At 72.0% G+C, this 20,779-nt stretch carries 23 protein-coding genes and 1 riboswitch; of the genes, 12 read left to right on the top strand and 11 right to left on the bottom strand.

The features are described 5' to 3' along the window. Positions 1 to 64: 64 nt before the first annotated feature. From AB0N80_RS11190 to AB0N80_RS11170, 5 genes are all read right to left on the bottom strand, one after another. Entirely contained in the window at positions 65 to 1,381 is a 1,317-nt protein-coding gene (locus AB0N80_RS11190; RefSeq protein WP_363392825.1) for a hypothetical protein, read from the bottom strand. A gap of 129 nt (positions 1,382 to 1,510) precedes the next feature. Next, a complete protein-coding gene (locus AB0N80_RS11185) occupies positions 1,511 to 1,834 on the bottom strand; it encodes an SMR family transporter (protein ID WP_363392828.1) in 324 nt (107 codons plus the stop codon). Positions 1,835 to 1,847: 13 nt separating this feature from the next. Then, positions 1,848 to 1,910: riboswitch (guanidine-III (ykkC-III) riboswitch) on the bottom strand. A 161-nt stretch (positions 1,911 to 2,071) separates the two neighbouring features. After that, positions 2,072 to 2,932: a CPBP family intramembrane glutamic endopeptidase gene (locus tag AB0N80_RS11180; RefSeq protein WP_363392831.1), complete on the bottom strand. Its 861-nt coding sequence runs from the start codon at positions 2,930 to 2,932 to the stop codon at positions 2,072 to 2,074. After that, positions 2,929 to 3,651 carry a tRNA (guanosine(46)-N7)-methyltransferase TrmB gene (gene trmB, locus AB0N80_RS11175; protein WP_363393349.1) on the bottom strand — a complete coding sequence of 241 codons (723 nt, stop codon included), beginning with the start codon at positions 3,649 to 3,651 and terminating at the stop codon, positions 2,929 to 2,931. Before trmB ends, AB0N80_RS11180 begins: the two co-directional genes overlap by 4 nt. Before the next feature lie 59 nt (positions 3,652 to 3,710). Continuing rightward, a complete protein-coding gene (locus AB0N80_RS11170) occupies positions 3,711 to 4,544 on the bottom strand; it encodes a DUF3097 domain-containing protein (RefSeq protein ID WP_315993219.1) in 834 nt (277 codons plus the stop codon). A 126-nt stretch (positions 4,545 to 4,670) separates the two neighbouring features. Here AB0N80_RS11170 and AB0N80_RS11165 point away from each other — a divergent pair, with 126 nt between their 5' ends. The 4 genes from AB0N80_RS11165 to AB0N80_RS11150 all read left to right on the top strand — a co-directional run bounded on the left by AB0N80_RS11165 (position 4,671) and on the right by AB0N80_RS11150 (position 8,951). Further along, positions 4,671 to 6,779: a TPM domain-containing protein gene (locus AB0N80_RS11165; RefSeq protein WP_363578761.1), complete on the top strand. Its 2,109-nt coding sequence runs from the start codon at positions 4,671 to 4,673 to the stop codon at positions 6,777 to 6,779. Between the two features lie 89 nt (positions 6,780 to 6,868). After that, complete coding sequence (locus AB0N80_RS11160) at positions 6,869 to 7,624, top strand: PspA/IM30 family protein (protein ID WP_315993221.1); 756 nt, start codon at positions 6,869 to 6,871, stop codon at positions 7,622 to 7,624. Positions 7,625 to 7,686: 62 nt separating this feature from the next. Continuing rightward, positions 7,687 to 8,499 carry an arginase family protein gene (locus AB0N80_RS11155; protein ID WP_315993222.1) on the top strand — a complete coding sequence of 271 codons (813 nt, stop codon included), beginning with the start codon at positions 7,687 to 7,689 and terminating at the stop codon, positions 8,497 to 8,499. After that, on the top strand, positions 8,496 to 8,951 hold the full coding sequence (locus AB0N80_RS11150) for a Fe-S oxidoreductase (protein ID WP_315993223.1): 456 nt from the start codon (positions 8,496 to 8,498) through the stop codon (positions 8,949 to 8,951). Before AB0N80_RS11155 ends, AB0N80_RS11150 begins: the two co-directional genes overlap by 4 nt. Before the next feature lie 140 nt (positions 8,952 to 9,091). On the opposite strand, the gene AB0N80_RS11145 is transcribed toward AB0N80_RS11150, so the two are convergent. From AB0N80_RS11145 to AB0N80_RS11135, 3 genes are all read right to left on the bottom strand, one after another. Then, positions 9,092 to 9,556 carry an SIP domain-containing protein gene (locus AB0N80_RS11145; RefSeq protein ID WP_315993224.1) on the bottom strand — a complete coding sequence of 155 codons (465 nt, stop codon included), beginning with the start codon at positions 9,554 to 9,556 and terminating at the stop codon, positions 9,092 to 9,094. A 69-nt stretch (positions 9,557 to 9,625) separates the two neighbouring features. After that, positions 9,626 to 10,336, bottom strand: a complete 711-nt coding sequence (locus AB0N80_RS11140; protein ID WP_315993225.1) for a tyrosine-protein phosphatase — start codon at positions 10,334 to 10,336, stop codon at positions 9,626 to 9,628. Then, entirely contained in the window at positions 10,333 to 10,884 is a 552-nt protein-coding gene (locus AB0N80_RS11135) for a carboxymuconolactone decarboxylase family protein (RefSeq protein ID WP_315993226.1), read from the bottom strand. The genes AB0N80_RS11140 and AB0N80_RS11135 overlap by 4 nt, the downstream gene beginning before the upstream one ends. A gap of 177 nt (positions 10,885 to 11,061) precedes the next feature. On the opposite strand from AB0N80_RS11135, the gene AB0N80_RS11130 reads away from it, so the two are divergent. From AB0N80_RS11130 to AB0N80_RS11095, 8 genes are all read left to right on the top strand, one after another. After that, entirely contained in the window at positions 11,062 to 12,015 is a 954-nt protein-coding gene (locus tag AB0N80_RS11130; RefSeq protein WP_363578760.1) for an alpha/beta hydrolase, read from the top strand. Positions 12,016 to 12,173: 158 nt separating this feature from the next. After that, a complete protein-coding gene (locus AB0N80_RS11125) occupies positions 12,174 to 13,685 on the top strand; it encodes an ABC transporter substrate-binding protein (RefSeq protein ID WP_315993228.1) in 1,512 nt (503 codons plus the stop codon). After that, entirely contained in the window at positions 13,682 to 14,632 is a 951-nt protein-coding gene (locus AB0N80_RS11120) for an ABC transporter permease (RefSeq protein WP_363392854.1), read from the top strand. The genes AB0N80_RS11125 and AB0N80_RS11120 overlap by 4 nt, the downstream gene beginning before the upstream one ends. Then, on the top strand, positions 14,629 to 15,498 hold the full coding sequence (locus AB0N80_RS11115) for an ABC transporter permease (protein ID WP_363578759.1): 870 nt from the start codon (positions 14,629 to 14,631) through the stop codon (positions 15,496 to 15,498). The genes AB0N80_RS11120 and AB0N80_RS11115 overlap by 4 nt, the downstream gene beginning before the upstream one ends. Beyond that, positions 15,495 to 16,361 (top strand): ABC transporter ATP-binding protein, encoded by an 867-nt coding sequence (locus AB0N80_RS11110; RefSeq protein WP_363578758.1) that lies wholly within the window; start codon positions 15,495 to 15,497, stop codon positions 16,359 to 16,361. Before AB0N80_RS11115 ends, AB0N80_RS11110 begins: the two co-directional genes overlap by 4 nt. After that, positions 16,358 to 17,149, top strand: coding sequence for an ATP-binding cassette domain-containing protein (locus AB0N80_RS11105; RefSeq protein WP_315993232.1), 792 nt, complete (start codon positions 16,358 to 16,360; stop codon positions 17,147 to 17,149). The genes AB0N80_RS11110 and AB0N80_RS11105 overlap by 4 nt, the downstream gene beginning before the upstream one ends. A 91-nt stretch (positions 17,150 to 17,240) precedes the next feature. Further along, positions 17,241 to 18,299: a M4 family metallopeptidase gene (locus AB0N80_RS11100; protein ID WP_363392863.1), complete on the top strand. Its 1,059-nt coding sequence runs from the start codon at positions 17,241 to 17,243 to the stop codon at positions 18,297 to 18,299. Then, positions 18,286 to 18,618, top strand: coding sequence for a protealysin inhibitor emfourin (locus AB0N80_RS11095; protein WP_363392866.1), 333 nt, complete (start codon positions 18,286 to 18,288; stop codon positions 18,616 to 18,618). Before AB0N80_RS11100 ends, AB0N80_RS11095 begins: the two co-directional genes overlap by 14 nt. A gap of 303 nt (positions 18,619 to 18,921) precedes the next feature. Here the strand turns inward: AB0N80_RS11095 and AB0N80_RS11090 are convergent, their stop codons facing one another. The 3 genes from AB0N80_RS11090 to AB0N80_RS11080 all read right to left on the bottom strand — a co-directional run bounded on the left by AB0N80_RS11090 (position 18,922) and on the right by AB0N80_RS11080 (position 20,770). Further along, entirely contained in the window at positions 18,922 to 19,533 is a 612-nt protein-coding gene (locus AB0N80_RS11090; protein ID WP_315993235.1) for an N-acetyltransferase family protein, read from the bottom strand. Between the two features lie 68 nt (positions 19,534 to 19,601). Next, positions 19,602 to 20,288: a uracil-DNA glycosylase gene (locus AB0N80_RS11085; protein WP_315993236.1), complete on the bottom strand. Its 687-nt coding sequence runs from the start codon at positions 20,286 to 20,288 to the stop codon at positions 19,602 to 19,604. Continuing rightward, complete coding sequence (locus AB0N80_RS11080; protein ID WP_315993237.1) at positions 20,285 to 20,770, bottom strand: phosphoribosyltransferase; 486 nt, start codon at positions 20,768 to 20,770, stop codon at positions 20,285 to 20,287. The genes AB0N80_RS11085 and AB0N80_RS11080 overlap by 4 nt, the downstream gene beginning before the upstream one ends. Positions 20,771 to 20,779: the final 9 nt, after the last annotated feature.

Below are 20,779 nucleotides of genomic sequence, written 5' to 3'. Positions count from 1 at the left end.
CGAACACACGCGGAAGGGGGCGATGCCGGATCGGCACCGCCCCCTTCCGCCGTTCAGGCGAGGATCACGGGTTGCCGCGCGTCCACAGCAGGAGGATCGCGACGGCCTGCAGCACGAGGCAGCCGACGAGGATGGCGGTGCGCCGGCGCGGCGTCGACGACCATCGCTCGTCGCCCATGAGCGGCGCCATGGGCATGAGCAGACGGAACGTGCTCTGCTGGGGCAGGAACACCGCGAAGATGTACACGCCGTAGCTGAAGCCGTACGCGACGACCATGAGGCCGAGCTTGCGGACGGGCCGCGACCACATCAGCGCGAGGAACGCCACGATGAGGGCGATCACCAGCACGATGCCGACGACACCCAGGTGCGTACCCGCCTGACGGAACCACGGAGTGAAGGGCGTGAACTCGTCGTTGCCGACGTAGTCGAGCCACCACCCGAGCTCGGTGCGGATGTAGGCGTTGTGCGTTCCCGTGACGAACTGGGCGATGTGGTTCCAGGAGAGCCCCGCCACCGCGATGACCAGCCCGGATGCCATGAGCGACGCCCATTCGCGGACCGGGAACGGGTCGACCCGACGGCGGAAGAAGCGCACGAGGAACACGATGCCCAGGGCCAGGCCCAGGGCGAGCACGCCCGGCCGCGTGTACGCGGTGATGAGGCCGATGGGCAGGATCCACAGATAGCGCCGCTTGATCGCCAGCAGCATGCCGGCGAACATCAGCAGCATGAACAGGCCCTCGCTGTAGCCGATCACGAAGAGGAACGACATCGGCGCGAAGGAGAAGAACACCACGGCCCACCACGCCGGCTGCGGCTTGGCGACGGTGCGCAGCAGGACGAACAGCAGCCACGTGGCGCCGAGACTGGCCCCGAGGCTCAACAGGATGGCGACCGGCTGCCAGCCGAGACCGGTCGTGCCCGAGATGACGCGCACCATCGTGGGGAACACCGGCAGGAACGCCCAGTTGTTGGGGAGGATGTCGCCCGAGACGTTCATCGGCAGCGACATCGGGTAGCCCTGGGCGGCGATCTGGCCGTAGCGATCGGCATCCCACCCGGTGAGGTAGTCGAAGAACGTGCCGAGACGCTCGCTGTCGGGGCCGAAGCCCCAGCGCGCCGCCTTCGCGATCGAGTAGAAGCCCCACAGGAGCCCGAAGTTCACCGTGCGCGCGATCGCCCACAGGATCAGGATGCGAGTGAAGGCCCCGCGCTCGATGGGGACGATGCCCTCGGGCCGGCGCAGGACGTCACTGCCGTACTGCCGCAGCGCGCGACCGACGCGGGATTCGCGCAGACGATCGAGACGTCGCGACGGACGCCCGATGACCCTCGACGGTTGCGTCGGGGTGACAAGCTCGCTCGGCGGTGCGCTCACTCGGAACCTTTCACAGGGGAAGACGAGGGCGAGTGACGACGGTGTCTGGCCCGGAGAAGTGCAATTGGGCGTGATCGTACCGGATCAAACTGACCGTTCCATCCGGTTGACTTCTGCGGAAACCCCAGGTCAGTGGGTGTCGCCCACGAGCTTCAGGCCGACCACGCAGCCGACCAGGCCGAGCACCAGGAGCACCTTCACCACCGAGACCGCCTCGGTGCCGGTCACCATGGCGACCACGACCGTCAGCGCGGCCCCGATCCCGACCCAGACCGCGTAGGCCGTGCCGGTGGGGATCTCGCGCATCGCCACGGCGAGCCCACCCATGGATGCCACCAGGGCCACGCCGAAGATCACGCTCGGCCAGAGCCTGGTGAAGCCCTCCGACCGACCGAGGGCGGTGGCCCAGACGGCTTCGAGGACACCGGAGAGGATGAGGATGATCCACGACATGACGATGCAGCTCCTTGGCCAGTCTTGTCGCTGTCCGGGTACTGATCCCTCGTCCGGGGGCGCGGTGGGCGTCCGGTGCCCAGGCTAGCGTCCGCGCCTGGGCAGGACCCGTGCAGCACGACTCGAGTGAACGCCGCCCCGTGGGGGAAACGCTCCGGCCGGGCGTTTCCCCCACGCCGGAGCGTTCACACCGGGCCGCCCGGGCCTCGGCCGCAGGCGGGCTCCCGGCATCCGGCTTCAGATCAGGAAGATGGATGCCGCGCCGGGGTTGTGGGCGTGGACGAGCACGCCGAAGACCACGGCGTCGAAGAGCAGGTGCACCGTCACGACGTACCAGAGCGAGCGGGTCTTGAGGAAGAGGAAGCCCTGCACGATCGCGAACGGGATCGTGAGCAGAGGTCCCCAGGCCTGGTAGCCGAGTTCCCACAGGAACGAGACGAACACGATGGCCTGCAGCAGGTTCGCCGTCAGGTCGGGGAAGTGCCGGCGCAGCAGCACGAAGACCGTGCAGATGAAGAAGAGCTCGTCCCAGATGCCGACCGCGCCGACGCCGACGAACAGCCGCGCGATGAGCTCCGGCGTCGTCACCTCGGGCCAGTTCATGTAGACACCGGAGGTGATGAAGTAGAACGGCAGGATCAGGTAGCCGAGCACGATGACGCCGGCCAGCCACGCCCACTGCCACCAGGTCCAGCGTCCGCCGCCGCGCCAGGGGAACGCGATCGCGCGATCCCGGTAGACGAAGCGCGAGATCACGTACGGCACGACGGCCGCCCCGCCGAGAGCGAGCGTGAACCGCACGAAGGCCGCGTTGTCGAGCTCGGCGTGCAGCGGGATCAGGCTGACGATGAATTGGCCGATCGCGACGAGCGAGACGTCGCGGGCGATGCTCGGCTCATCGGAGCGGGCGAGGGCGACGCCGTTGCGGCGATCCACGAGAACGGCGGATGCCACGGCGAGAGCGAGCAGGACCCACCCGAGCCACACGACCTGCACGACGAACAGCACCGGGGCGGCGAGGCACACCAACAGCGCCGGGAGGAGCTTCGGCGTCCACGTGGAACGCTCGCGGACCGGCACCGCGGTGTGCGCGGTCACGGCGAGACCCGCGTGTAGGTGAGGTCGCGGATGTCGCGGCCGACCCGCAGCCCCTTCCGCTCGAACGCGGTGAGCACGCGCCCTTCGAAGCGCTCCGCCCACTCCCCCGCGAACGCCCGCTCGAACCCGGGCGCGGCGTCGAGCACCTCGCGCATCTGGTCGGCGTAGTCCTGCCAGTCGGTCGCGAGGCGCAGGGTGCCGCCGGGGCGGAGCGCCTGGGCGGCGATGCGCGCGAAGTCGGGGGCGACGAGGCGGCGCTTCGTGTGCTTGTTCTTGTGCCAGGGGTCGGGGAAGAACACCCAGAGCTCGGAGGCGCTTGCCGCGGGCAACAGATGCTCGAGTGCCTCCGGCGCGTTGGCCTCGACCAGGCGCAGGTTCTTCACGCCCTCGCGGTCGGCGTCGAGCATCGTGCGGGCGAGTCCCGCGGTGAAGACCTCGACGGCCAGGAAGTCCGCGTCGGGATGGGCGGCTGCGGCCGAGACGATCTGGTGTCCCTGCCCCGAGCCGATCTCGACGACCAGGCGCGCCGCGCGACCGTAGACGGCGGCGAGGTCGACCGCGGTGCCGGCCTTCACGCTCGTGGCAGCGGCGGCGCGTTCGACCGGCAGCAGGTAGAACGGCGAGAGCTCGGCCCACGCGCGGTCCTGCGCCTCCGACATGCGGCCGCTGCGGCGCACGAACGACACCGGCTTGTCTCGGAACACGGGGGCGGAGTCCATGGCATCCAGGGTATTCGGCTGCCCCTCGGGGGTGTGGCGCACGGGCACCTTGCGGCCGCTCACGGGACGGTCACGAAATCGATGAGCTCCTCGACGCGGCCGAGCAGGGCCGGTTCGAGGTCGCGGAACGTGGTGACCCTCGACAGGATGTGCTGCCAGGCGCGGGCGGTGTCGGCCTGCTCCTCGGCGGGCCAGCCGAGGGCGCGGCACACGCCCACCTTCCACTCGATCCCGCGGGGCACCTCGGGCCAAGCGGCGATGCCGAGGGCGCGCGGGGTGACGCACTGCCACACATCGACGAAGGGGTGGCCGACGATGCGCACGTGGGCGCCGTGGCGGCCGCGCGCGATCTTCTCGGCGATGCGCGACTCCTTGGAGTTCGGGACGAGGTGGTCCACGAGCACGCCGTAGCGGCGCTCTGCGGTCGGGGGCTCGGCATCCAGCTTCTCTTCGAGCAGATCGACGCCCTCGAGGAACTCGACCACGACGCCCTCGGCGCGCAGGTCTGCGCCCCAGACCTTCTCGACGAGCTCGGCGTCGTGCTTTCCCTCGACGAAGATGCGGCTCGCGCGGGCGGTGCGGGCGCGCTGGTCGTGCGCCGCGAACGAACCGGAGGCGGTGCGCGTGCGCCCCTTGGGTGCCGCGGCGGGCGCGGTGAGCACCACGGGCTTGCCGTCGACGAGGAACCCCCCGCCGAGCGGGAAGAGGCGGCGCTTGCCGAACCGGTCCTCGAGCTCGACGTTCATGCCCTCGACCCGCGTCACCGCGCCGACGTAGCCGTCGCCCGCGACTTCCACGACGAGATCCGCGGATGCCGCGACCTCGGCGGCCTTGACGCGTCCGGCGTCGCGCCATCCGCGGGCGAGCACGTCCGTTCCGTACCGGTCGTCCATGGTGGTGTACCTCCGAGCGTTCGAGCCTAGGCGTCGCGCCTGTCCGCCGGCAGCGGACGCGCCGCGCCTATCCCGGTGTCGGCGGTCGTTTATAGGGTGGATCCGTTGCGCACCGAAGGGGGATGCATGCGGGTGCCGAAAGTGGTCCGGGCGGTCGCCGTCGCCTTCCTGACGCTCGTCGCGATCCTGGGGGTGCCGCTCGCCGCGGTCGCCGTCCCCCCTCCCTCCCTCGGCTCGAGCTACGTCGTCGACCGCATCGACGCGCTCACCGATGCGCAGGAGGCAGAGGTGCAGTCGCGGCTGGTGGCGCTGTCGGAGCAGACCGACCTCGATCTGTGGGTCGTCTTCGTCGACGCCTTCACCGATCCCGCCGACGCGCAGGACTGGGCGAACGACACGGCCAATCAGAACAAGCTCGGACCGCACCAGTACGTGCTCGCGATCGCCATCGACGGTGACACGTTCTCGTTCTACCTCTCCGGCGACGTCGACGACGGGGAGCTCTCGGCCGCCCAGCTGACGTCGATCGAGCAGGAACGCATCCAGCCGGCACTGGAGGCCGGAGACGACGCGGGCGCGGCGATCGCCGCCGCCGACGGCATCCGCACCGCGCACGCGCAAGCCGGGGGCAACATGCCCGTTCCCCCTCCGACTCCCGCCACCGACAGCGGGCCCGCCCTCGGGCCGATCATCCTCGTCGCGGTGCTCCTGCTGGCCATCGCCGGCGTGCTGCTGTGGCTCTTCCTCCGCAAGCACCGGTCGGCGGCCACCGCGACGCCGCCCGCGGAGAGCGTCGACGACCTCGCCCGGCGCGCAGGCTCGGCGCTCGTCGCGACCGACGACGCCGTGAAGACCAGCGAGCAGGAGCTCGGTTTCGCCCGCGCCCAGTTCGGCGACGAGGCCGCGGCCCCGTTCGCCGACACCCTCGCTCAGGCCAAAGCCGACCTCGACCGGGCCTTCGCCCTGCAGCAGCAGCTCGACGACGACACCCCTGAGACCCCCGATCAGCGACGAGCCGGCTACGCCGAGATCCTGCGCCTGTGCCAGAGCGCCGACGAGGCCCTGGATGCCAGAGTCGCGGCCTTCGACGAGCTCCGCGCCCTCGAAGCGGACGCCCCGGCCGCCCTGCAGACCGCCCGCACCCGGCGCGAGGCCGTCGCCTCCGCCCTCGCCGCGGCGGAGCTCGAGCTGCAACGGCTGCGCGCCCGCTTCGCCGACGACGCGCTCAGCCCCGTCGCCGACAATCCCGCCCAGGCCCGCTCGCGTCTCGACCTCGCCGCCGCCCAGGAGACGGAGGCCGACGCCGCCCTCTCCGCGGGACGCGCCGGCGAAGCGGCGGTCGCCATCCGCGCCGCCCAGGCAGCCGTCGCCCAGGCCGACACGCTCGAGAAGGCGATCACCACCCTCGGCACCGCCCTCGATGACGCCGCTCGGCGCGCAGGGGCCCTCGTCGCCGAGATCGAGGGCGACCTCGTCGCCGCCGAGGCCCTGCCCGACCCCGACGGCCGGGTCGCCGCCGCGGCCGCATCGACGCGCTCGCAGCTCGACGCCGCGCGTGCGCTCTTCTCGGCCGAGCGTCCGAGCCCGCTGCGCGCGGTCGACGGACTGCAGCAGGCGAACGCCACCATCGACGGCGTGCTCGACGCGGCGCGCGACGCCGCGGAGCGCCGCCGACGCGCCGAAGGCCAGCTCGACACCGTGCTCGCCCAGGCCCGCGCGCAGGTCAGCGCGACCGAGGACTTCATCGCGGCGCGGCGAGGCGCCGTGGGGCCGACCGCCCGCACCCGCCTCGCCGAGGCCGGTGCCGCGCTGGTGCAGGCCGAGCAGCTGCGGGCGAGTGATCCGGCGTCGGCGCTGACGACGGCCCAGCGTGCGGCGCAGAAAGCCGGCGAAGCCGCCTCGCTCGCCCAGAACGACGTGGGGTCGTTCGGCGGGAGCGGGGGCGGCGGCGACCTCATGGGCGCCATCCTCGGCGGCATCGCCATCAACGCGCTCTCCGGCGGCGGACGACGCCGTGGCGGCTTCGGGGGCGGCGGTCTCGGCACTCTCGGCGGGCTGGGCGGACTGAGCGGCCTGGGCGGCGGCGGATTCTCCGGCGGACGTTCGCGTTCCGGCGGCGGTGGGTTCGGCGGCGGGTTCTCGGGCGGCGGACGATCGCGCAGCGGAGGCGGCCGCGGCTTCTCGAGCGGAGGCGGCCGCGGCCGCGCCGGGGGCGGAGGAGGCCGACGCCGCTGATCCCCTCGCGGCGCAGCCGCCGATCACAGAGAATTCGTAGCATCCGACACCAGACTCGACATCGTCGCCCTCAGGAAGGAACACCCCGCATGGCCAAGCAGTCCATCTTCGGTCGCATCTCGACCCTCGTCCGCGCGAACATCAACGCGCTCCTCGATCAGGCCGAGGACCCGCAGAAGATGATCGACCAGCTCGTGCGCGACTACTCGAACTCGATCGCCGACGCCGAGTCCGCCATCGCCGAGACCATCGGCAACCTGCGTCTGCTCGAGCGGGACCACCAGGAAGACGTCCAGGCCGCGGCCGAGTGGGGCAACAAGGCCCTCGCCGCCAGCCGCAAGGGCGACGAGCTGCGCGCGGCCGGCAACGTCGGCGAGGCCGATAAGTTTGACAACCTCGCGAAGATCGCCCTGCAGCGTCAGATCACCGCCGAGGGCGAGGCCAAGGCCGCCGCTCCCACGATCGCGTCGCAGACCGAGGTCGTCGACAAGCTCAAAGACGGCCTGAACGGCATGAAGACCAAGCTCGAGCAGCTCAAGGCCAAGCGCAACGAGCTCACGGCCCGCGCCAAGGTCGCCGAGGCGCAGAACAAGGTGCACGACGCGGTCAAGTCGATCGACGTCCTCGACCCCACCAGCGAGCTCGGGCGCTTCGAAGACAAGATCCGCCGCGAAGAGGCCCTCGCCGCGGGCAAGCAGGAGCTGGCCGCATCGAGCATCGACGCGCAGTTCAACGCGCTCGAAGACGTCGGCGAGCTGACCGAGGTCGAGGCGCGTCTGGCCGCTCTGAAGGTCGGCGGCCCGCAGCGCGCGGCGATCGACGCCCCCAGCCCCGACCAGCTCTGATCGACCCTCGAGCGCGCCGTCCGTCCACCGGGCGGCGCGCTCCCGTCTCCGGCGAGGACACCATGGCCAGATTCATCGTCGCCCCGCAGTGGCAGGGCTCCTCGTCGTCGCGTGCGATGCAACTCGTCGACGGTGCCGAGGCCATCGCCGGCGACCTCCCCCGCGCCTCGACGACGGTGCTCGACGCACCGACCGAGGCCGGAGACGCACAGGGCACGCGTGTGCACCGTCTCAGTGCTCTCGTCCGCATGCGCGAACGCATCGAAGACGCCGTCCGCGGAGCCGACGGGCCCGCCGTGGTGATCGGCGGCGACTGCGGAGTCGCACTCGGGGCCGTATCGGCCGTCGCGGGCGACGACCTGGCGGTGGTGTGGATCGACGCGCACGCCGACCTGAACACCCCGGAGTCCTCCCCCAGCGGGGCGTTCCACGGCATGGTGCTGCGCGCCATCGCCGGCGAGGGCGAGTCACCCCACCGCCTCGAGCCCGCAATCTCCCCCTCCCGCATCGTCCTCGCCGGAACGCGGGCCCTGGATGCTGAGGAGCAGCGCTACATCTCGGAGCACGGCATGCGTGTCCTCGCCCCTGCCGACCTGGCGGATCCCGATGCCCTCGCCGACGCGGTCCTCGCGACCGGCGCCGCGCGGGTCCACGTGCACGTCGACCTCGACGTGCTCGACCCGGCGGAGATGACGGGCGTCGCCCTGCCCGAGCCGTTCGGTGCGCGCGCGGCCGACGTCGTGGCATCCGTCCGCCGTCTGCGCGAACGCCTGCCGCTCGCGGGGGCCACGCTGACCGAGTTCTCGCCGTCGAGTCCCGCGGCGGCCGTCGACGACCTGGGCACCATCCTCCGTCTGATCGGAGCGCTCGCGTGAGCCCGATCCCCCGCCCGCCGGCCGGCTGGCGCGAGCGCGCCGATCGCGCCGTGGCTCGGGGTCGCCGTCTCGACCGGTTCATCCCCGGCATCCTGCTCGACTCCCCGATCAGCCGCGTCGGCTATTGGTACGGGTGCACCGTGGGATGGGTATGGGGCTCGATCTGGAGCACCGGGCGCATCGAGAGGCGCGGCGGCCTGTGGGTGTTCCGCGGCCTGCCCGCGTGGGCGTTCCCCCGCGGGGGCGTGTGCGTCGGCGGATGCTTCCTGACCGGCGACGACCGGCCCACCGACGTGGTCCTCGGACACGAGGCCGTGCACCGGCGGCAGTGGCAGCGCTACGGCTTCCTCATGCCCCTGCTCTACGCGCTCGCGGGACGGGATCCGCTGCGCAACCGTTTCGAGATCGAGGCCGGGCTCATCGAGGGCAACTACGTGCCCCGCGGCAGCTGACCCGCCGTCCGTTCACCGCCCGCCCCGCTCACCGCGGCCGCTACCGCGGATCGAGTGTCCAGGACACGCCGCCCTCACCCCGAGGATCCGGCGTGTCGTGGACACTCGACCGAGGGCGACGGGATCGCGCGGCGGCAGCGTCAGCGCGCGGTGGCGAGGCCGAAACGCTCGGGCGTGTGGATGGCGAGCGGATCGACGCCGTGGCGCGAGATCAGATCGTCGACGATCTCGGCGGTGCCGAGGTATCCGCCGAGCAGGATGACGCGGGTCGCGTCGTCGTCGCAGCAGAGCATCTCGCCCGCCCAGCCCGAGACCGCACGAGCGAGGGCCTGCCCCGGAGCGCAGCCACGACCCGTACCGGGCGCTCCGCCGCGGCGCGAACGGTCGAGCCACGCGATCGTCATGCGGGCGGGTGCCGCGACGCGACCGATCCACGACTCGTCGGGGACCTCGATGAACACGCGCCCGGTCGAGCAGATGGGCAGCGTCGCCAGGAGCGCCTCGAGCTCGGCGAGAGAGGTCTCGTCGGCGGTCACGAGGTGCTGCACGCGGGTGTGCCGCGACGCACGGCAGGCGGCGTCGTTGTGCTCGGAAGAGGTGGGCATGATGAGGTCGAGTATACCCCCGACAAAGGGTTGCCTAACCTGTGTTCCGGCTGGTGATCCACACGTGGATCACTCCACGAGCACCTCGCGCAGACGGTCGATCTCGGCATCCGTCATGCCGTGCGCACGCAGATACCCGGCGGCGGAGCCGTAGGTGCCGTCGAGATGCGCCAGCAGCGCGCGCATGGCCCGCGCCGGTGAGCGGGTCGCGAGATCCTCGGCGTGCACGTTCTCGGGGTGCAGCGCTCGGATCGCTGAGAGCACCCGCGCGTTGCGACCGGCGGGCAGCAGGCCTTCGGTGCGCGCGTAGTCCGCCACGACGGCCTCGGCGTCGACGCCCGCCGCGGCGAGCGCGATCCCGACCGTCACGCCCGTGCGGTCTTTGCCGATCGTGCAGTGCACGAGCACGGGCTGATCGACCAGGATGCCGCGGATGGCCGCGACGACGCGGTCGGCGGAGGCGTCGGCGATCTCGGTGTAGAGCTGCTCGAGACTGAGGTCGCGCGCGAAGAACGAAGCGACGGATCCCAGGAAGAGGGGCTCGTGCTGCACCTCGACGGGCAGATCGTCGAGCCGGCTGGGGTCGACGGCGAGCTCGCTCTCGTCGCGGAGATCGACGACGCGACGCAGGCCGATCGCGCGCAGGGTGTCGATGCCGTCGTCGTCGACTGCGACCAGGTTGCCCGAGCGGAACAGGACGCCCTCTCTGGTTCGGCCCGCGCCCGCCGGGAGCCCGCCGACGTCGCGGAAATTGACCGCCCCCGAGACCAGCGAGCTCACGCGGTGCCGTCCACGTGCACGTGCGGAGCGCGCGGCGCGGTCGTCGCGGGAGGAGCGGCATCGTCCGCGACGACAGCGCCCGCGGGCGTGCGGGGCGGTACCGGATAACGGCCCGCGATCGCGACGCGGTTGAAGGCGTTGATGGCCACGAGCACCCAGCTGAGGGCGACGTACTCGGCCTCGCTCAGGATGCCGCCCGCCTGGTCGTACACCTCGTCGGGGATGCCGTCCTCGTGGATGAACGTAAAGGACTCCGTCAGCTCCAGCGCCGCCCGCTCGCGGTCGTCGAACACGCCCGACTCGCGCCACGTCGCGATCTGGGCGATGACGTCGGCGTCGAGCCCCGCCTTCACGGCGCCGTCGACGTGGACGCGCACGCAATACGCGCAGCCGTTCAGCTGGGAGGCGTGGATCTGGACGATCTCGCGCAGCCGCGCATCGATGCCCGCGTCGGCGGCGAGCCGGCCCACCGTCGTCGAGAACGCGCGCAGCGCCGCGTACGCCTCCGGAGCCGACTTCGACAGGTGCACACGCCGTTCCTCGCCCATGGCGACAGCCTAGGACGACCGTGGTCGACCGGCGCGGGAACGGTCGGCGACACCTCGGCATCCGCCCGAGCCGCGGGAACCGGGGACGGGCCACCGCGCGCAGGATGCCGCGCACCGCGTGACGCCGCGCGGCACCCCGGTGGCGGCATCCGGGCGACGGGTGACAGGCTGAACCCCATGCCCGAGCTCGACGAGTTCTCGTTCCTCCCCGCCCAAGCCGCCGGTCTCGGCGCCGCCGTCCCCGCCGTCTCCCGCGTCGACCTCGCCCTCGCCGACGGGCGTCGATTGAGCGCGCTGCGGTGGGGCGCCGCTCCCCCGGCGGTGACGCTGCTGCACGGCGCCGGACTGAACGCGCACACGTGGGACACGACCCTGCTGCACCTCGGGGTGCCCGCCCTCGCGCTCGATCTGCCGGGGCACGGCGATTCCTCCTGGCGCGACGACGCCGCCTACGTCGCGCGCGTCCTCGCCCCCGACGTGGTGCGCGCGCTCGAGACCTGGACCGATCGGCCGCAGGTGCTGGTGGGCCACTCGCTCGGCGGTCTCACGGCGGCGGCCGTCGCGGCATCCCGTCCCGACCTGGTCTCACGACTCGTCGTCGTCGACATCACCCCCGGCGTCGATCCGAACGCGGGACCCGCGCAGATCCGCGCGTTCTTCGCCGGCCCGACCGACTGGTCGTCGCGCGAGGAGCTGGTGCAGCGCGCCCTGTCGTTCGGACTCGGCGGCTCACCCGAGGCCGCCGCGCGCGGGGTCTTCCTCAACTCCCGTGTGCGCGAAGACGGACGCGTGGAGTGGAAGCACCACTTCGCCCACCTCGCCGCGGCCGCCGCGAATGCGGCCGCCCGGACCGACCCCGCCGCGGACGCGGGCACCGAGCCCACGACCCCGGATGCCGTGCGCGCGGTGCTCGCGAGCACCGGGTGGGACGACCTGGCCGAGGTCGGCGCGCCGGTGACCCTCGTCCGCGGCGAGCGCGGTTTCGTCACCGAGACGGATGCCGAGGAGCTCCGGCGTCGCGTGCCCGGTGCGGGCGTCCGCGTGCTCGCCACCGGCCACAACGCGCAGGAGGAGGATCCCGCCGCCCTCGCCGCGCTCATCCGCGAGGTCGTCGCCGACGCCTCCGCGTGAGGCGGTCGGCGGAGAACCTCGCGTGCGCGCACCGTCATACACCGTCGCTCATCGTCACACGGGGCGATGAGGGAATGCCGGTGAAAGTAGGCTGTTTCCACCCCTGCACGGCATCCACAGCACTCGGATGCCCTCGGCCTGCGAAAGGACACCCCGCAATGCTGCGCCGCACCGCCCTCGCCTCGAGCGCGCTCCTGATCGGAGCGCTTCTGCTCACCTCGTGCACCGGCACCACCACCTCGCCCGGACCGGTCGGCGACCCCGACCCCAACGCGACCCTCACCGTGCGCCTGTCGCTGGAGCCGTCGAACCTCGACATCCGTCGCACCAGCGGCGCGTCGCTGGAGCAGGCGCTGATCGACAACGTCTACCAGGGTCTCGTGACCCGTGACGGCGACCAGGACAACGCGATCGTCCCCGCCCTCGCCACGGCCTGGGAGGTCTCCCCCGACGGCCTCACCTACACCTTCACCCTCCGCGAGGGCGTGACCTTCCACGACGGGAGCGCGCTGACCGCCGACGACGTCGTGACCTCGCTGCAGACGGCCAAGGACGACGCGACCGTCCAGAACAGCGCCGACCTCGCCGGAGTCGCCTCCATCGCCTCGCCGGACGCGACGACCGTCGTCGTCACGCTGGCGCAGCCGAACATCGACTTCCTCTTCGCGCTCACCGGCCGTGCCGGGTTGATCTTCAAGAACGGCGACACCACGAACTTCCAGACCGCGGCCAACGGCACCGGGCCGTTCCGCGTCGAGAGCTGGAGCACCGGGCAGAGCCTGACCCTCACCCGTTTCGACGACTACTGGGGGGAGAAGGCCGGCGTCGCCGAGGTCGTGCTCGACTACATCCCCGATCAGAGCGCCGCCACGAACGCCGCCGTCAGCGGCGACGTCGACGTCGCGCTCGAGATCGACCCGGAGCTGCAGAGCCAGATCGAGGGCACCGGGAACTTCTCGATCGAGTCGGGCCTGACCACCGACAAGGGCACCCTCGCCTTCAACAACGCCAAGGCCCCGCTCACCGATCAGCGCGTCCGCGAGGCCCTCCGCCTCGCGATCGACCACGACGCCCTCGCCGAGACGCTCGAGACGGCGCAGCCTCTGAACGGACCGATCCCCCCGCTCGACCCGGGGTACGAAGACCTCACCGGCAGCATCTCGTACAACCCCGACCGCGCGCGCGAGCTGCTCGCCGAGGCCGGTGCCGAGAACCTGAACCTGACGCTGACCATCCCCAACGTCTACCCCGGCACCCTCGCGACCTTCCTGGTGTCGTCGTTCGCCGACGTGGGCGTGACGCTGAAGGTCGACCAGGTGGACTTCTCGACCTGGCTGACCGACGTCTACCAGAACCACGACTACGACCTGAGCTTCGTGCGTCACGTCGAGGCGCGCGACTTCGGCAACTGGGCCAACCCCTCGTACTACTTCGGCTACGACAACCCCGAGGTGCAGAGCCTCTACGCCCAGGCGCTCGCGACCACCGACGAGCAGCAGTCCTCCGACCTGCTCGCCGAGGCCGCCCGCATCGTGGATGACGAGGATGCCGCCGACTGGCTGTTCCTGTCGACCCCGCGCACCGCGGTCGCGAACGACGTCGCCGGCTTCCCGAAGAACTCGCTCAATGTGCGTCTGCCGTTGGCGGGCGTGACGGTCGCGGCGGAGTGATCCGCTACACGCTGACACGGCTGGGCCTGCTCGTGCTGGGCCTGGCCGTGGCCAGCGTGCTGATCTTCCTCTCGCTCCGCGTGCTCCCCGGCGACGTCGCGCAGCTGGTCGGGGGCACCCAGGCGAGCCCGGACCAGATCGCGGCGCTGCGCGAGAGCCTGGGTCTGAACGTGCCGCTGTGGCAGCAGTACACGGCGTGGATCGGCGGCCTGTTCCGCGGCGATCTGGGCACCTCGCTGCTCACGGGGACGCCGGTGGCCACCGAGCTGCTCGACAAGGCGCAGGTCACCGTCCCCCTCGCCGCGATGTCGCTCACGGTGGCGCTCGTCGTCGGCATCCCGTTCGGTGTCGTCTCGGCGCTCGGCCGTCGCCGGGCCGGGGGGACCGCGCTGAGCGTCGGTGCTCAGGCCCTCGCCGCGGTCCCGGTGGTGTGGGCCGGGATGATGCTGGTCGTCGTCTTCGCGGTGTGGCTCGGATGGCTGCCGCCGCAGGGCTTCCCGCGCGCCGGGTGGAACGATCCGGGGGCGGCGGTGCGCGCCCTGATCCTGCCCGCCCTGACCATCGGCGTCGTCGAGGGGGCGATGCTGCTGCGCTTCGTGCGGAGCGCGACCCTGCAGGCGCTGGGCGAGGACTACGTCCGCACGGCCGCGGCCAAGGGGCTCACCCGCACGCGCGCGCTGCTGAGCCACGGTCTGCCCAACGTCGGCCTCTCGGTCATCACGGTGCTCGGTCTGCAGATCGCGGGCATCATCGTGGGAGCCGTCGTCATCGAGCAGCTGTTCACGCTGCCCGGGGTGGGCCGCATGCTCGTCTCCGACGTCGCCGGGCGCGATCTGCCCAAGGTGCAGGGCGAGCTGCTCGCCCTGACGGCGGTCGTCCTGATCGTGGGCGCCGTCGTCGACCTCGTGCACCGCCTGATCGACCCCCGCCAACGGGAGGCCGCATGAGCACCCTGAAACGCCTCCTCGCGCTGGGGACCGGCCGGTTCGGCATCCTCGTGGCGGCCCTGGTCGTCGTGGTCGCCCTGATCTCGCTCGTGTGGACCCCGTTCGACCCGGGGGCGGTCGATGCGCGCAACCGGTGGGCCGACCCTTCGTGGCCGCACGTGCTCGGCACCGACAACAGCGGACGCGACATCGCCAGCCTCCTCATGGCCGGAGCCCGCACGACGGTCGTCGTCGCGGCCGGCGCGGGGATCGTGGCGTCCCTGCTCGGCATCGCCCTGGCGGCGCTCGGTGCGCTCACCGCCCGGTGGATCCGCGAGAGCGTCGCGGTTCTGGTCGACATCCTCGTGGCCTTCCCCGTGCTGATCATCGCGATGATGATCTCCGCGGTCTGGGGCGGGTCCCTCGCGGTGGTCATCTGGTCGGTGGGCATCGGGTTCGGCGTCAACGTCGCCCGCGTCACGCGCCCCGAGCTGCGGAGAGTGCTGCACAGCGACTTCGTGCTCGCCGGGCGGGCGAGCGGGCTGTCGACGTGCCAGAACCTCACCCGTCACCTGCTGCCGAACGTGGCCCCGGTGTTCATCGTGCAGTTGTCGTGGGCGATGGCGGTGGCCGTGCTCGCGGAGGCGGGCCTGTCGTACCTCGGCTTCGGCGCCCCCGTGACGCAGCCGTCGTGGGGCGTGCTGCTGAGCGACCTGCAGGCGTACATCGCCGTGCACCCCCTCACGGTCGTGTGGCCGGGAGTGGCGATCACCCTCACCGTGCTCGGACTCAACCTGCTCGGCGACGCTCTGCGCGAGGCCGCCGACCCCACCCTCGCCGAGCGGACCCCGTCGGCGCGGACACCCGTTCCGGGGGTGGTCGCGTGAGCCTCGTGGTGAAAGACCTGCGCGTCGAGATCGGCGGGCATGCCGTCGTGGACGGTGTGTCGTTCGACGTCCCCGACGGCGCCCGCGTGGGTCTCATCGGCGAATCCGGTTCGGGCAAGTCGCTCACCGCCCTCGCGATCCTGGGCCTACTGCCCGAGGGGGCGCGCGCGACGGGCAGCGTGCGCTGGGACGACCGCGAGATCCTGAACCTGCCCGACGCCCGGCTCGCGGCCCTGCGCGGCGACGACATCGGCATCGTGTTCCAGGAGCCGCGCACGGCACTCAACCCGATCCGCACCGTCGGCCGCCAGATCGGCGAGTCCGTCCGCATCCACGAGGGCGTCTCCCGCCGCGAGGCCCTGCGCCGTGCGGTCGTCGAAGCCGAGCGGGTCGCCCTCCCCGACCCGGAGCGGCTCGTCTCGCGCTACCCGCACCAGCTGTCGGGCGGACAGCGCCAGCGCGTCGCGATCGCCATGGCCCTCGCGTGCCGCCCGCGCCTGCTGATCGCCGACGAGCCGACGACCGCGCTTGACGTCACCATCCAGGCCGGGATCCTGTCGCTGCTTCGAACCCTGGTCCAGGATGCCGGCATGTCGCTCGTGTTCATCACGCACGATCTGGCGGTACTGGCCCAGGTCGCCACCCACGCCGTCGTGCTCGAGCGCGGGCGGGTGGCCGAGGAAGGCGCGGTGACCGACCTGCTCCGCGCACCGTCGTCGCCGATCACGCAGGCGCTGCTGCGCGATGCGACGGCGACCCTCTGGCATCCGGAGCGCTCCGTCTCACGCGCTCCGGCGTCGAACGAACCGGATGCCGAGATCCCGGCGGCGGCGGACCGCAGCGACGGCGAGGGGGAACGGTGAGCGACACGGTGATCCGGGCGCGCGGGCTCTCGCGCGACTACCTCGCGCCGCGCACCCGCGGCTTCGGTCGCGCCGAGCGCACCGCGGGACTCGCCGACGTCGATCTGTCGGTCACGGCGGGCTCCGCGGTGGGGATCATCGGCGAGTCGGGCTCGGGCAAGTCGACCCTCGTCCGTCTGCTGCTGGGTCTCGACGTGCCGAGCGCCGGGAGCGTCGAGGTGGAGGGGCGTGTCGTCGACGGCCGCGGCTCCGCGCGCTCGCTGCACTGGCTGCGGCGTGCGACGGGCATCGTCTTCCAAGACCCGTACGCCTCCCTCGACCCCCGCATGAACGTCGGGCGCATCGTGGGCGAGCCGCTGTGGGCGCTCGGCATCGACGGCGACCGTTCGCAGCGCGTTCGCGACGTGCTCGAGCAGGTGGGCCTCGACGCCGACATGTCGGCGCGCTTCCCGCACGAGTTCTCGGGAGGCCAGCGGCAGCGCATCGCCCTCGCGCGGGCGATCGTGCATCGTCCGCGCATCCTCGTGGGCGACGAGCCGCTGTCCGCCCTCGACGTCACCGTGCGCGCGCAGATCCTGCGTCTCATCGCGCGGCTGCGCGCCGAGGAGCAGCTGACGCTCGTGCTCGTCTCGCACGACATCGGCGTGGTGCAGAGCGTCTGCGACCAGGTCGTGGTCATGAAGGACGGGCACATCGTCGAGCAGGGTCCCACCGAGAAGGTGCTGCTGCAGCCGCAGGCGGCCTACACCCGCCAGCTGCTCGCGTCGATCCCGACGCTGCCCGCCTGAGGCTCCTCCCCCGTCCGCGTGAGTGGGAATCCGCTCACAGGTCATGGGCAAGGGATGCCGCGATGTCGGGGGTCGGCGTTAGCCTCGCCCCATGACCCCCGGTATCGTCCCCCCGTTCCTGCTCGACCGCCTCGCGCAGACCGACGACCCCCGCCTCGCGCGGGCGGCGGCCGCCGCGCGCAAGACCCTCGCCCTGCCGCGTCCGTCCCGCCCCACGCGTACGCGCCTGCGCCTGTCCATCGAGGGCGACGCGCTCGTGGCCGAGACCGGCCCCGCCCCCGATCGCGTCATCTCCGACGCCGCCAACACCGAGAACCTGCCGGGGCGTCGCGTGCGCAGCGAAGACGACGCGCCCACCGGTGACAGCGCCGTCGACGAGGCGTACGACGGCCTCGGCGAGACCTACGACTTCTTCTGGGACGCGTTCGCGCGCGACGGCATCGACGCGGCGGGCGGATCCCTGCTGGCCACGGTGCACTACGGCGACGACTACGACAACGCGTTCTGGAACGGCGAGCGCATGGTCTTCGGCGACGGCGACGGCGACGTGTTCGTCGGCTTCACGCGCTCGCTCAGCGTCATCGCCCACGAGCTGGGTCACGGGGTGACGGAGGCCGCCGGAGGACTCGAGTACCAGGGGCAATCGGGGGCCCTGAACGAGTCGCTGTCCGATGTGTTCGGCGCCCTCGCCGAACAGCATCATCGGGGCCAACGCGCCGACGAAGCGTCCTGGCTCATCGGCGCGGGTATCTTCGCCGCCGCGGTGCAGGGCGAAGCCCTGCGATCGATGAAGGCCCCGGGCACCGCATACGACGACGACGTGCTCGGGAAAGACCCGCAGCCGGGCCACATGCGGGATTACGTCGAGACCGAGGACGACAACGGGGGCGTGCACATCAACTCCGGCATCCCCAACCACGCGTTCTACCTCGCCGCAACGGCTCTCGGCGGTTTCGCCTGGGAGCGCGCCGGGCTCATCTGGTATCGCACGCTCACCGGCGGCGCGCTGTCGTCCACGGCCGATTTCCTCGCCTTCGCCTCGGCGACACTGCGCACCGCCGCCACGGAGTACGGTGAGGAGTCCGAGGAGGTCGCCGCCGTCCGAGCCGCATGGGCCGGGGTCGGCGTCGTGAAGGATGCCGCAGCCTGACGCCGACACCGCCGAGCACGAGCGTCTCGTCGTCGTGGTGGTGCGGTCGGGCGGCATCGCCGGACTGTCGAAGCAGTGGCGCGCCGAACCCGCACCGGAACGTGTCCCGCACTGGCGGGACCTCGTGGAGCGTTGTCCGTGGGACGCCGCGGAGGCCCCGTCGACGGGCGCCGACCGGTATCAGTGGCGCATCGACGTCCACCGGGGCGACACCGCCGTGCATCGCGCGCGCCTCGGCGACGGGCAGATCGAGGGACCGTGGCGCGCGCTCGTCGATGAGGTGCGCCAGGCCGCGGCGCCTCCATCGCGAGATTCCTGAACCTCGGCGGCGTGGGCCCGAGCGCAATCGCGCGACACGAGGGCGGACACCGGACACAGACGCGCGAGCGCTCGGCGCGGGCGGACACCGCGAACACGGGCGCACTCGCGCGACGCGAGGGCGGACACCGCGAACACGGGCGCACTCGCGCGACGCGAGGGCGGACACCGCGAACACGGGCGCACTCGCGCGACGCGAGGGCGGGCACCGCGAACCGAGGCGTGCGGGCGCGACGCGATCGTCGCTGCGCTGAGTCCGCCTTCCCGAGGGCACGGCACGCGGCGATCGGGGTATCCCGACCGCTCAGCCGAACAGCTTCCGCCGCTTCTTCTTCGACGGGATGCTCTTCTGCAGGTAGACGACGCCGAGCCAGCGTCCGAACTTGAAGCCCACGCGCCCCATCCGCCCGACCTCGGTGAAGCCGAGCTTCTCGTGCAGGGCGATCGACGCGTCGGCGCCCTTGTCGCTGATGGCCGCGACCATCTCGCGGATGCCGAGGTCCTGGCACGCGGCGATCAGTGCCTCGAGCAGCGCTCGCCCCAGCCCTTTGCCCGCCGCGGCCTGCCCGAGGTAAATCGAGTTCTCGACCGTGTAGCGGTAGGCCGACTTGGACTGCCACGGTTGCACGAGCGCGTAGCCGAGGATCTGGCCGCTGGGCGACTGCGCCACGAGGAAGGGCAGGCCGAGCTTGTGCAGGGTGGCGAACTTGTCGCGCCACTTGGCGATCGTCCAGGCCTTCTCGTCGAAGGTCACGACGGAATTGCGCACGTAGTAGTTGTAGATCTCGCGGATGTCGGGGATGTCGGCCTCGGTGGCCGGGCGGATCTCGAACGAGAACGGCCTCTCCGGCTCGGGCGCGCGGCGCAGGTGCGCGGGCAGACGCCGACGGCTCTTCTCGTACTCCTCTTCCAGCACCCCGCCACTCTACGGGCGCGGCGGTTTCGGGCGTGTGTCCGCCATCCGCCCCGCGGGGCGCGGGGGCGTCAGGCCGGAAGCCGCCAGTCCACGGCATCCGCGCCCTGCTGCTCGAGCAGAGCGTTCACCTGTGAGAACGGGCGCGATCCGAAGAATCCGCGGCTCGCCGACAGCGGTGACGGGTGCGGTGACGACACCGTCGCCGTCGCGCCGAGGAGCGGCGCCAGGTTCATGGCATCCTTCCCCCAGAGCACGGCGACCAGCGGCTGCTCGCGCGCGACGAGCACCCGGATGGCGTGCTCGGTCACGCGCTCCCACCCCCACCCGCGGTGGGATGCCGGCTGCCCGGGCGCCACGGTGAGCACCCTGTTCAACAGCATCACGCCCTGCGCCGACCAGGCGGAGAGGTCGCCGTGCGGCGCGGGGGCGATGCCGAGGTCGTCGTGCAGCTCTCGGTAGATGTTCGCCAGACTCCGCGGGAGCGGCCGCACGTGCGGGTCGACCGCGAACGACAGCCCGATCGGATGGCCGGGCGTCGGGTAGGGGTCCTGCCCCACGATGAGCACCCGCACGGCATCGAGAGGGGTGCGGAAGGCCCGAAGGACGAGCTCACCGGCCGGGAGATAGGGCGCCTTCTCGGCGCGCAGTCGCTCCCCCAGCGCCGCGATGTCGTCGGCGACGGGGGCGAGGGGCTCGACCCACGAGGCGTCGATGAGTCCCGCGTCGGCGAGCTCGGCGAGCGACTTCGCCGTCACGCGGCGTCTTCTTCGTGCACCGATCCCTGGTGCGACCACGGGAAGTCGATCCAGAGCGAGGTGTCTTTCCAGGCGTAATCGGGCTGCACCACGGTCGTCGGCTTGGTGTAGATGACGGCTGAGCGCGCCTCGGCCCCGTGACGATCGAGAAGCTTGATGGCCAGATCGAGGGTGCGGCCGCTGTCGGCGACGTCGTCGACGAGCAGCACACGGCGCCCCGAGAGGTACGACAGATCGAGCGCCGGAGGCAGCACCTCGGGGGCATCCAGCACCGTGCCGACACCGGTGTAGAACTCGACGTTCAGGGCACCGCAGTTCTTCACGCCCAGGCCGTAGGCGATCGCCCCGCCGGGCAGCAGACCTCCGCGCGCGATGGCGACGACCACCTCGGGGTGGAATCCGTCGGCGACGATCGCGCGGGAGATGTCCCTCGTCGCGATCCCGAAATCGTCCCAGCTCAACCGTTCGCGTTCGTCAGCCACCCGCGGGCC

This window comes from Microbacterium sp. NPDC089188 (assembly GCF_040685155.1).
Lineage (GTDB): Bacteria > Actinomycetota > Actinomycetes > Actinomycetales > Microbacteriaceae > Microbacterium > Microbacterium galbum.
The sequence above is the reverse complement of the archived record's forward strand: the minus strand, read 5'-3'. Positions and strand labels throughout refer to the sequence as shown.

Excerpts from the sequence above, each read along its gene's own strand:
- AB0N80_RS11130 (WP_363578760.1), top strand. The coding sequence starts at position 11,062 with ATGCCCGAGCTCGACGAGTTCTCGTTCCTCCCCGCCCAAGCCGCCGGT.
- AB0N80_RS11170 (WP_315993219.1), bottom strand. The coding sequence starts at position 4,544 with ATGGACGACCGGTACGGAACGGACGTGCTCGCCCGCGGATGGCGCGAC.
- AB0N80_RS11165 (WP_363578761.1), top strand. The coding sequence starts at position 4,671 with ATGCGGGTGCCGAAAGTGGTCCGGGCGGTCGCCGTCGCCTTCCTGACG.
- AB0N80_RS11125 (WP_315993228.1), top strand. The coding sequence starts at position 12,174 with ATGCTGCGCCGCACCGCCCTCGCCTCGAGCGCGCTCCTGATCGGAGCG.
- AB0N80_RS11185 (WP_363392828.1), bottom strand. The coding sequence starts at position 1,834 with ATGTCGTGGATCATCCTCATCCTCTCCGGTGTCCTCGAAGCCGTCTGG.
- AB0N80_RS11135 (WP_315993226.1), bottom strand. The coding sequence starts at position 10,884 with ATGGGCGAGGAACGGCGTGTGCACCTGTCGAAGTCGGCTCCGGAGGCG.
- AB0N80_RS11115 (WP_363578759.1), top strand. The coding sequence starts at position 14,629 with ATGAGCACCCTGAAACGCCTCCTCGCGCTGGGGACCGGCCGGTTCGGC.
- AB0N80_RS11145 (WP_315993224.1), bottom strand. The coding sequence starts at position 9,556 with ATGCCCACCTCTTCCGAGCACAACGACGCCGCCTGCCGTGCGTCGCGG.
- trmB (WP_363393349.1), bottom strand. The coding sequence starts at position 3,651 with ATGGACTCCGCCCCCGTGTTCCGAGACAAGCCGGTGTCGTTCGTGCGC.
- AB0N80_RS11095 (WP_363392866.1), top strand. The coding sequence starts at position 18,286 with ATGCCGCAGCCTGACGCCGACACCGCCGAGCACGAGCGTCTCGTCGTC.
- AB0N80_RS11155 (WP_315993222.1), top strand. The coding sequence starts at position 7,687 with ATGGCCAGATTCATCGTCGCCCCGCAGTGGCAGGGCTCCTCGTCGTCG.
- AB0N80_RS11100 (WP_363392863.1), top strand. The coding sequence starts at position 17,241 with ATGACCCCCGGTATCGTCCCCCCGTTCCTGCTCGACCGCCTCGCGCAG.
- AB0N80_RS11160 (WP_315993221.1), top strand. The coding sequence starts at position 6,869 with ATGGCCAAGCAGTCCATCTTCGGTCGCATCTCGACCCTCGTCCGCGCG.